General features: G+C 43.2%; 7 protein-coding genes and 2 pseudogenes. 6 read left to right on the top strand and 3 right to left on the bottom strand.

Going from position 1 to position 8,771, the window contains the following annotated elements:
* The first annotated feature begins 132 nt into the window (after positions 1-132).
* The gene (locus BJP37_RS00215; RefSeq protein ID WP_075895562.1) at positions 133-831 is read left to right on the top strand and encodes a class I SAM-dependent methyltransferase; all 699 of its coding nucleotides are present in this window, start codon (positions 133-135) and stop codon (positions 829-831) included.
* A gap of 117 nt (positions 832-948) precedes the next feature.
* Here the strand turns inward: BJP37_RS00215 and acs are convergent, their stop codons facing one another.
* On the bottom strand, positions 949-2,919 hold the full coding sequence (acs, locus tag BJP37_RS00210) for an acetate--CoA ligase (protein ID WP_075895560.1): 1,971 nt from the start codon (positions 2,917-2,919) through the stop codon (positions 949-951).
* 210 nt (positions 2,920-3,129) lie between these two features.
* Between acs and BJP37_RS00205 the strand changes: the two genes are divergently transcribed.
* Positions 3,130-3,666: a GrpB family protein gene (locus BJP37_RS00205; RefSeq protein WP_075895558.1), complete on the top strand. Its 537-nt coding sequence runs from the start codon at positions 3,130-3,132 to the stop codon at positions 3,664-3,666.
* Between the two features lie 517 nt (positions 3,667-4,183).
* Here BJP37_RS00205 and BJP37_RS00200 read toward each other — a convergent pair.
* Both BJP37_RS00200 and BJP37_RS00195 read right to left on the bottom strand, forming a co-directional pair.
* On the bottom strand, positions 4,184-4,549 hold the full coding sequence (locus tag BJP37_RS00200; protein WP_075895556.1) for an aspartyl protease: 366 nt from the start codon (positions 4,547-4,549) through the stop codon (positions 4,184-4,186).
* Complete coding sequence (locus BJP37_RS00195; RefSeq protein WP_075895554.1) at positions 4,546-4,863, bottom strand: hypothetical protein; 318 nt, start codon at positions 4,861-4,863, stop codon at positions 4,546-4,548. The genes BJP37_RS00200 and BJP37_RS00195 overlap by 4 nt, the downstream gene beginning before the upstream one ends.
* Before the next feature lie 424 nt (positions 4,864-5,287).
* Here BJP37_RS00195 and dhaM point away from each other — a divergent pair.
* The 4 genes and pseudogenes from dhaM to BJP37_RS00175 all read left to right on the top strand — a co-directional run.
* Positions 5,288-6,154 (top strand): annotated as a pseudogene (dhaM, locus tag BJP37_RS44815) (dihydroxyacetone kinase phosphoryl donor subunit DhaM); the annotation flags it as partial.
* Positions 6,155-6,178: 24 nt separating this feature from the next.
* Positions 6,179-6,733 (top strand): annotated as a pseudogene (locus tag BJP37_RS44810) (phosphoenolpyruvate-utilizing N-terminal domain-containing protein).
* 64 nt (positions 6,734-6,797) lie between these two features.
* Positions 6,798-7,385 (top strand): IS607 family transposase, encoded by a 588-nt coding sequence (locus BJP37_RS00180; RefSeq protein WP_143727395.1) that lies wholly within the window; start codon positions 6,798-6,800, stop codon positions 7,383-7,385.
* The gene (locus BJP37_RS00175; protein ID WP_229415136.1) at positions 7,321-8,376 is read left to right on the top strand and encodes an RNA-guided endonuclease InsQ/TnpB family protein; all 1,056 of its coding nucleotides are present in this window, start codon (positions 7,321-7,323) and stop codon (positions 8,374-8,376) included. Before BJP37_RS00180 ends, BJP37_RS00175 begins: the two co-directional genes overlap by 65 nt.
* Positions 8,377-8,771: the final 395 nt, after the last annotated feature.

The following is an 8,771-nucleotide window of genomic DNA, read 5'->3' as shown; positions in this document are numbered from 1 at the left end:
ACAGCGTGGCCATTCGCGTAGCGTGGCCAAAGGCCAAGGCCAAAGCCTGTGCCACAAAGCTGACGGCTGACGGCTGACTGCTAAATTATTACAATAGTAATTACCAGTTAAGAGTGTCAAGACGTCAAGACTATGAATTTTGAAAGCGGTTATCAAGGGTTAAAAACAAGCGCGGATCCCCAACGATGGTCTGCTCAAAAAGAAGTCCTAACCGATGAAACATTGGTGATCGAAGGACATCCGGTTATGGAACGTTGGGAAACCCCTTATATGGGGGCTTTTGCAGCGTTAGTCACTCGCCATGGTGGTCGGATCTTAGAATGTGGCTTTGGCTTGGGAATATCGGCTTATGCTATTCAGTCTTATGCTCCAGAAGAACATGTGATTATAGAAGCCAATGAAGATGTTTTTAAACGATTGATTGATTTCCAAAACAGTGCAGTTAATAAAGTGACTCCTATATTGGGCTTAGCATGTGATGTATTAGAATCATTTAATGATCAATCATTTGATGGTATTTTATATGATACTTATCCTTTGAATGCAAATGAACAACACACCCACCAATTTCCATTTATTAAAAAGGTTTATCCCCTGCTTAAGAAGGGTGGAATTTTAAGCTATTGTAATTTGACGTCAACAGGAGTTCTCAAAAATAGATACGATTCCTGGGAAGCTCTTTTCAATGAAACTCAAGTTCCTTATCTTATTGAAGCAGGTGTTCCAGAAAACGATATTAAAGGTATCATCATCTTCAAAGTTTATCCACCTACTGATTGTTTATACTTTCAACACAAGACAGCCATGATTCCGATTATTGTAAAAGAGTAAGTGTAAGCATTCAGCAGTCAGCAGTCAGCCGTCAGCTAATTTGATTCAAAAGCTGTTCGCGTAGCGTGCGCTACGCGCATAGGCTGATAGCTGACTTATTTACGTGAAGCCTGGTTTTCAACCCTCTTCTCGTAACTTATCCAAAACGCTGCGGTCTTCTAGAGTGGAGGTATCTCCAGCTACCTCTTGACCTGCAGCTAGCGATCGCAATAGCCGCCGCATAATCTTACCGGAACGAGTCTTGGGCAAAGCATCAGTAAAGCGAATGTCACCAGGACGTGCGATCGCACCAATTTCTTTGACCACGTGCTGCTTTAGTTCTTGCTTGAGTTCGTCACTAGCGCTATAACTGCCTTCTAAGGTCACAAAGGCAAAGACATCTTCCCCTTTTACCTCATCAGGTTTACCGACTACAGCGGCTTCAGCTACAGAAGGATGAGAAACCAGTGCTGACTCTACTTCCATGGTTCCTAAGCGGTGACCAGAGATATTCAACACATCATCGACACGACCCATAACCCAGAAATAGCCATCGGGGTCTTTTCTGGCACCATCTCCAGCAAAATAGAAGTATTGGCCATCTTTTGGTTGAATGTGTTCCCAATAGGTGCGGCGGAAACGGTCATCATCCCCATAGACAGTACGGATCATACTTGGCCAAGGATGTTTGATAACTAAATAACCACCATCATTGTCCCCAACTGGATTGCCGTCTAAATCTACAATATCAGCAATAATGCCTGGGAAGGGGAAGGTAGCGGAACCGGGTTTAGTGGGAGTAGCACCGGGTAAGGGGGTGAGCATGAAGCCACCGGTTTCAGTTTGCCACCACGTATCGACAATGGGACAACGTTCTCCCCCAATCACCCGATGGTACCACATCCAGGCTTCTGGGTTAATTGGTTCACCCACAGTTCCTAAGATACGTAGGGACGATAAATCACGGGCGTTGGGATGCTGGTCTCCCATCTTAATAAAGGCACGAATAGCAGTGGGAGCAGTGTAGAAGATAGTGACTCCATATTTTTCTACCACATCCCACAAGCAACCGGGATTGGAAGGACGGGGAGCCCCTTCGTACATCAGGCTAGTAGCACCATTGGACAATGGACCATAGACAATGTAACTGTGTCCGGTAATCCAGCCGACATCAGCAGTACACCAGTAGACATCGGTCTCCTTGAGGTCAAAGGTCCACTTGGTAGTCATGTGGGTGTAGAGGTTATAGCCACCAGTAGTGTGAACAACCCCTTTCGGTTTACCGGTGGTACCGCTAGTGTAGAGAATGAAGAGCATATCTTCACTATCCATGGGTTCCGCTGGACAATCAGCAGATGCTCCCGGTTGCAAGTCATGCCACCAGTGGTCTCGTTCTGGTTCCATGTCAATCCCTTGCTTGGTGCGTTCTACCACTAGGACGTTTTCTACTGTAGGTGCGCCATTATTCTCTAGGGCTTTATCAACTTGGATCTTCAGAGGAACAATCTTGTCTTTGCGCCAGCCCCCATCAGCAGTAATTACTAATTTAGCTTGAGCATCTACCAGTCGGTCTTTGAGGGCTTCAGCACTAAAGCCACCAAAAACAACGGTGTGGGGAGCACCAATTCTAGCACAGGCCAGCATGGCAATAGCAGCTTCGGGAATCATGGGCATATAAATGCCAACGCGATCGCCTTTTTTGACTCCCAGTTGTTTGATCACATTTGCCATCTGGCAAACTTCCCGGTGTAACTGGGCATAGGTTAGGGTGCGGGAGTCTCCCGGTTCCCCTTCCCAAATCAGGGCAGCTTTATTCCGACGCCAGGTAGTGAGGTGTCTGTCAAGACAGTTGTAAGAAATATTAATCTTCCCACCAACAAACCACTTGGCAAAGGGAGGTTGCCAATCTAATACCGTATCCCACTTTTGAAACCAGTCTAGTTCTTGGTCTGCAAGCTGAGCCCAAAACCCTTGGGGGTCAGCTTTGGCTTGTTCATAAAGTTGCTGATACTCCGCCATGCTCTTAATCTGGGCATTCTCGGCAAAGTCAGCTGGTGGCGGGAACAGCCGTTCTTCTTGAAGGATTGATTCTATAGTTGGTTGTGACATCGTTATGGAAAATTACTGATATCTAAGTAGGTAGTCTAGACCTAGCCAAGGCTCAGTCTATTAAAACCATACTGAACAGGTCACCCAGTTGGGCAAATCGTTGGATTTCTTTAATTTCTGGTTTGTTACTACTCCTCCCTACTCCCTGCTCCCTGCTCCCTAAAACCCACTCCTAGTAAGTACCTCACCCAATTTAAAACTGCTGTAGTTATGTCAATCAAAGTAGAAGTTGTTCCCCATGACCCGAAGTGGCGAGAGGAATTTGAGCGTGAATCAAAGCAGATTGCCCTTGCCGTCGGCGACAACTTAGTTGCTGTACACCATATTGGGAGTACATCTATTCCAGAACTAGACGCTAAACCGATTATTGATATTTTGGTTGAAGTCAAAGACATTACCAAAGTAGATGAAAATAGTTCAGGGATGGACACAATAGGCTATGAAGGAATGGGTGAATACGGCATACCAGGTCGTCGTTATTTCCGCAAACATAATCAAATAGGAATCAGAACACATCATGTTCATATGTTTGAGCTTAATTCGCTACAGGTAGAGCGTCACTTAGCCTTTCGAGATTATATGATTGCCCATCCTAAGGATGCCCAGAAATACGGTGAACTTAAGCGAAAACTTGCTAATAAATATCCAGACAATATTGAATCGTATATGGATGGAAAAGATTGGTTCATCAAAGAGATGGATCGAAAAGCAGCAGAGTGGCGCAGAGAATTAAGAATTAAGAATTAAGAATTGATAATTAAGAATTGATAATTAAGAATTAAGAATTAAGAATTAAGAATTAAGAATTGGGAATTTAGAATTCTGGCTTCTGGCTTCTGGCTTCTGGCTTCTGCCTTCTGCCTTCACCATTCTGCCTTCACCATTTTTAATTCTACATTCTTCATTCTACATTATAAATTCTTCATTCTACATTATAAATTCTTCATTCTACATTATAAATTCTTTATTCTACATTATAAATTCTTCATTATAAATTCTTCATTATAAATTCTTCATTATAAATTCTACATTCTGACCTCCTTCGATAACAATCGCTCCAATAACGGTTTAGGAATTGTCTCAAAATCTTCCAACAAGAAATCCATAATGGCCAGATGGCGCAAGTGACCAGGAGTGGGAGGGTAACAGCGACGACTGGTTTTAAACCAGTGCGATCGCTTATCTTGTCAGGTGCGTTAACCAAGTGTAACGCACCTCTTTAACTATCAGTGTGTTCGCGTAGCGGCTTTTTGCTGAGCATCGCTTATCCTAGGGTTAACACTCCCATAGGAAAATCTACAACTAAACGCTTTGTTCGTAACCACAAAACACCTAAAAGACTATTTACCAGTTCATCTCCTCCTAACACTTCAACCGTAAACTCCTCTTCCTCAATAACCACCTTTCCCTCATATAAATTAAACCGTGCTTCTCCCTGGGCTGTTTGCATATCCTGTGGTTCATTATTACGCACCCACCCTAAACTCTCAGCATCTTGATTATCAATAGCTAACCAACCTGTAAACCCTGTATCTAACAGTGCCATAACGGGAAAAACCTCCCCATCAGCAGACATCAAGCCAATTTCAAAAAATAACTCCCCGAACCTATTAAATTCACCTTGGATCATATTCTGCCACAAGTTCCCGTTTCATTAATTTGCATAATAATACACTTTTTACCTGGATGTTTAGAACGGGATTTGGAAAGTGCTACCTTTTTATCTTCATCGATAAAATACTCACCACTATCAGGTTCAATAATAATAAACCAATCATAATGCTCTTGAATTAATTCTGGTTGTACTCGCTCAAAGACCTCTCGACAACGCTTATAAAACACTGCATCTTCTGCTTGAATTCTGGCTTTTTCTTCAGGAGACAGTCGTTTCTCCGGAAAAACCCGTCCTCGCCTTACAGTGTGATGGGAAGATGATGGTGTCATTTGAGTTATACAAAACGCTGTAGATAGGTTTATAATAACAAAAATATCCCCCCTCAGGTTATTTATCCCTTTCTTGCTAAGAAAGGGATAAGGGGTGACTTGTTCAAAATCTTATATAAGGCCCCATAAACTAGCCAATTATTCGAGCATAGATGATCAGCTTTCTTAATAGCTTCAGCCGCTCCCTGATTTTCACCCCTGTCAAACAAACACCGGGCATAATAACACCAGCCATTAGGATTATTTGCGTACTCCTCAGTTACTTTCCATCATTCTATTAATCAGCAATGCCTTCCCTTTTGCCTCTTGCCTCTTGCCTTTTGCCTAAGCGAGTATGTTCACAACTCAAATACAAGCGATGCAGCGCGGTCTTGGGGGTTTCCCCCATGAGCGACTGCATCAAGAGAAGGTGTTTATATACCTGATGATTGGAATTGTGATTATCTCCCACAGTGCTAAGCTAGCGGCTGGGGTCAAGGAATTAGCCCAACAGATGGTTCAGACCTCCGTACCAATTGCGATCGCAGCTGGTATGGATGACCCGGAAAATCCCTTTGGTACCGATGTGCTGCAAGTCCAAGCTGCCATTGAGTCGGTTTACTCCGATGCTGGGGTAGTGGTATTAATGGATTTAGGCAGTGCCGTGCTGAGTGCGGAAATGGCACTGGAGTTTCTGGATGAAGACCAGAAAAGCAAGGTAAGATTGTGCGAAGCGCCATTAGTGGAAGGTGCGATCGCAGCGGTTGTCCAAGCTGCGGCTGGTGGTGATATCGACCAAGTGATTGCTGAAGCTAGATCAGCTTTAACCGCTAAAGCCTCTCAGTTATCGGTTGTTGATAGTACACAACTTACCCATTGCCCCCTAAATCCCCCAAACTTGGGGGACTTTGAGAATAGTGCCCCCCAGATTTGGGGGGTTAGGGGGGCAAAACCAACTAAACTTCCTAAGTCCTATAGTACTGATAGTACTGAGAATAAATCAACCTCCAATTTTAAAGAGTCTACAATCCCAGCTTCTACAACCAAAGAAATCCATCTTACTATCGATAATCAACAGGGAATTCATGCTCGTCCTGCTGCCCAATTTGTTACTACAGCTAATCGGTTTAACTGTGAAATAACCCTACAAAACATCACCAAAACTAGCAATATAGTTAATGGAAAAAGCATTAATAATGTGATGCTTTTAGGTATCCAACAGGGAGATAAAATAGTCATCAAAGCAGTAGGAGAAGATGCCGAATTAGCCTTGATAGCTTTGCAGCAGCTAGTCGATAACAATTTTGGGGAAAAACTAGATAAAGCAAAAGAAGACATCAACCAAAATTATAACTCTCCCAGTAACCGATCCCTTCACCCGTCATCGGTCACACTTGATAGGTTAGTTGGAATTCCCGCTGCTGCTGGTATTGCTATGGGAGCGGTTATTGTCTACCAACCCAAACTTCCAGAGATTATTGAAGAGCAAACAGATAATCCTCAAGCCGAGTGGGAAACCCTACAACTTGCGATTAAAACAGCACAACAGCAACTTCAACACCTGATCAATAGTGTTACTAACGATCAGGCAGATATTTTTCAGGCTCACTTGCTCTATTTAGACGATCCAGCCCTAGTTAATAGAGCTTATCAGATTATATAGCAGTCGCCAGGGCAGGCGCGGACATGACAAAAGTCTCAAACCTAAGTAAGCGCAAGAGTTTGACTTCTGACTTCTGACTTCTGACTTCTGACTTCTGCTATAGTTGACCAGCATCTATCAGCAGGGGCGGCTTGGAAAACTGTAATCGATGAAACCGTAGCAAATTACCAAACTCTGGAAGACTCCTACATGCAAGCTCGGGGAAATGATGTGATCGATGTCGGTTAGTAGACAGTAGTAAAAAGTATCATATAGTCTACCAAAGTTCCTAATAAAATGGTAGACTATATTGATGGCGTTAATTCCAATTCGTAAGGCGGTCGAACTTACGGGACTCTCTAAAAACACTCTTCGGAAGTATGCAGACAATGGCACGATCAGATGTCAACGAACCCCAAGTGGTTATCGATTGTTTGACACGGAGAGTTTCCTCAGCCAAGGGCGACGACAAGCAAGACAATCAACAACTATCTGTTACTGCCGAGTCAGTAGCAACAAACAATTTGACGACTTCGTCAGACAAGTTGCATACATGCATTCCATCTTCCCGGAAGCGGAGATCATCAAAGATATCGGTTCAGGACTCAACTACAAAAGAAAAGGGTTACGAGCCATATTGGAACGACTTATGTGCTGTGATCAGCTCACGCTTGTTGTTGCCTGTAGAGACAGACTTACCAGATTTGGGTTTGAACTCTTTGAGTACTTGGTTAGTCTCAACGGTGGAAAAATCTTGGTTCTCGACCGATCTGAAAGTTGTCGAGGATCAGAACTCACCGCAGATCTTCTCTCCATTATTCACGTCTTCTGTTGCCGTGTCCACGGACTCCGAAAATACGGCAAAAAAATCAAAGAAAATTCGAGTGTTCCTAAACCCTGAACAACGAGCGATGGTTCGTAAGTGGTTTGGAGTATCCCGTTATGTGTTTAACAAGACCGTCAAGATTCTCTGGGATAGCGAAGTTAAAGCCAACTGGAAAGCTATCAAAACTAACATATTGAATGACTTACCCGAGTGGTGCAAGACAGTGCCTTATCAGATCAAATCTATAGCGATAAAGGATGCTTGCACCGCCGTCAGGGAGGCCAAGAAAAAGTACAAGAAGATTGGAAAGGTTAACCGGGTTAGATTTAGGTCTCGTAAGAATCCCATTCAATCTTGCTATATTCCTAAATCAGCTGTCTCAGTAAAAGGTATTTATCATACAAAACTAGGTGAATTAACCTTTACTGAGACACTTCCCGACAACATCTGTGATTGTCGATTGACTAGCACCAACGGGGACTATTACCTAGTAGTCCCTTACAAAACAGCTCACATTAAAACCGAAAACCAAGGTAGAGTGGTTAGTTTAGATCCCGGTGTTAGGACTTTTTTGACATTTTTCAGTCAAACTTCCGTTGGTAAAATTGGCCATGGCGACTTTTCTCGGATTCAACGCTTATGTCAGCACCTAGACAATCTGATTTCAAAGATCAGCAAGTCTAAGGGCAAGCAAAAACGTCGAATAAGAAAATCCGCTAGGAGGATGGTAATCAAAATTCAGAACCTAGTAAATGAATTACACCACAAGGCTGCTAGGTTTTTAGTTGATAATTTTGATGTAATCTTACTTCCCACCTTCGAGACGTCTCAAATGTCAAAAAAGCAGAATCGAAAACTTAGATCTAAGACAGTTCGCAATCTGCTTTCTTTTGCTCACTATCGGTTCAAAGAGTTTTTGAAACATAAAGCAATCGAGAATGGGAAAATCGTTGTAGATGTCTGTGAAGCCTATACCAGCAAAACTGTTAGTTGGACTGGTGAGTTACTCAACATTGGCGGAAGTAAAATCATTAAGTCAAAGATTGATGCCCGAGTAATGGATTGACCTTTGGTCACGCTTCGCGAACGTGACATCAATGGCGCTCGTGGAATATTTCTGCGGGCTTTGGTAGATAGTGCGACCCGTTAGCTAGAAACCTTGTCTCAAAAGAGACTCGGGGGAATAGCTGCTTGATTAGGAAACTAATCATGACAACTTGATAACCATGGAGGTGTAAATCCTTCCCTCGTGAAATCCGAGTGACAGCCCTACCCTGATTTGTAGGAAATAACAAGCCTACAGGTTGATGCAAGGGTCGAATAGTAAAGCTACATCAGTCTAGATGGAGTTAACATCAGGCAAAAGGCTCATGGGTACGCAAGGAAGATACGTATGAATCACCGTCAAGGGCAAGTAGCGAAAATAGACTGATACGCTACAAACAAAAAGTTACGGAATAA

Origin of the sequence: Moorena bouillonii PNG, from assembly GCF_001942495.1 — a bacterium.
Lineage (GTDB): Bacteria > Cyanobacteriota > Cyanobacteriia > Cyanobacteriales > Coleofasciculaceae > Moorena > Moorena bouillonii.
Note: the sequence above shows the minus strand (reverse complement) of the source record. Positions and strands in the feature narration are given on the sequence as shown.

Bases quoted from the DNA above. Each gene is read 5' to 3' on its own strand.
- BJP37_RS00215 (WP_075895562.1), top strand. From the start codon at position 133: ATGAATTTTGAAAGCGGTTATCAAGGGTTAAAAACAAGCGCGGATCCC.
- acs (WP_075895560.1), bottom strand. From the start codon at position 2,919: ATGTCACAACCAACTATAGAATCAATCCTTCAAGAAGAACGGCTGTTC.
- BJP37_RS00195 (WP_075895554.1), bottom strand. From the start codon at position 4,863: ATGACACCATCATCTTCCCATCACACTGTAAGGCGAGGACGGGTTTTT.
- BJP37_RS00200 (WP_075895556.1), bottom strand. From the start codon at position 4,549: ATGATCCAAGGTGAATTTAATAGGTTCGGGGAGTTATTTTTTGAAATT.
- BJP37_RS00180 (WP_143727395.1), top strand. From the start codon at position 6,798: ATGGCGTTAATTCCAATTCGTAAGGCGGTCGAACTTACGGGACTCTCT.
- BJP37_RS00205 (WP_075895558.1), top strand. From the start codon at position 3,130: ATGTCAATCAAAGTAGAAGTTGTTCCCCATGACCCGAAGTGGCGAGAG.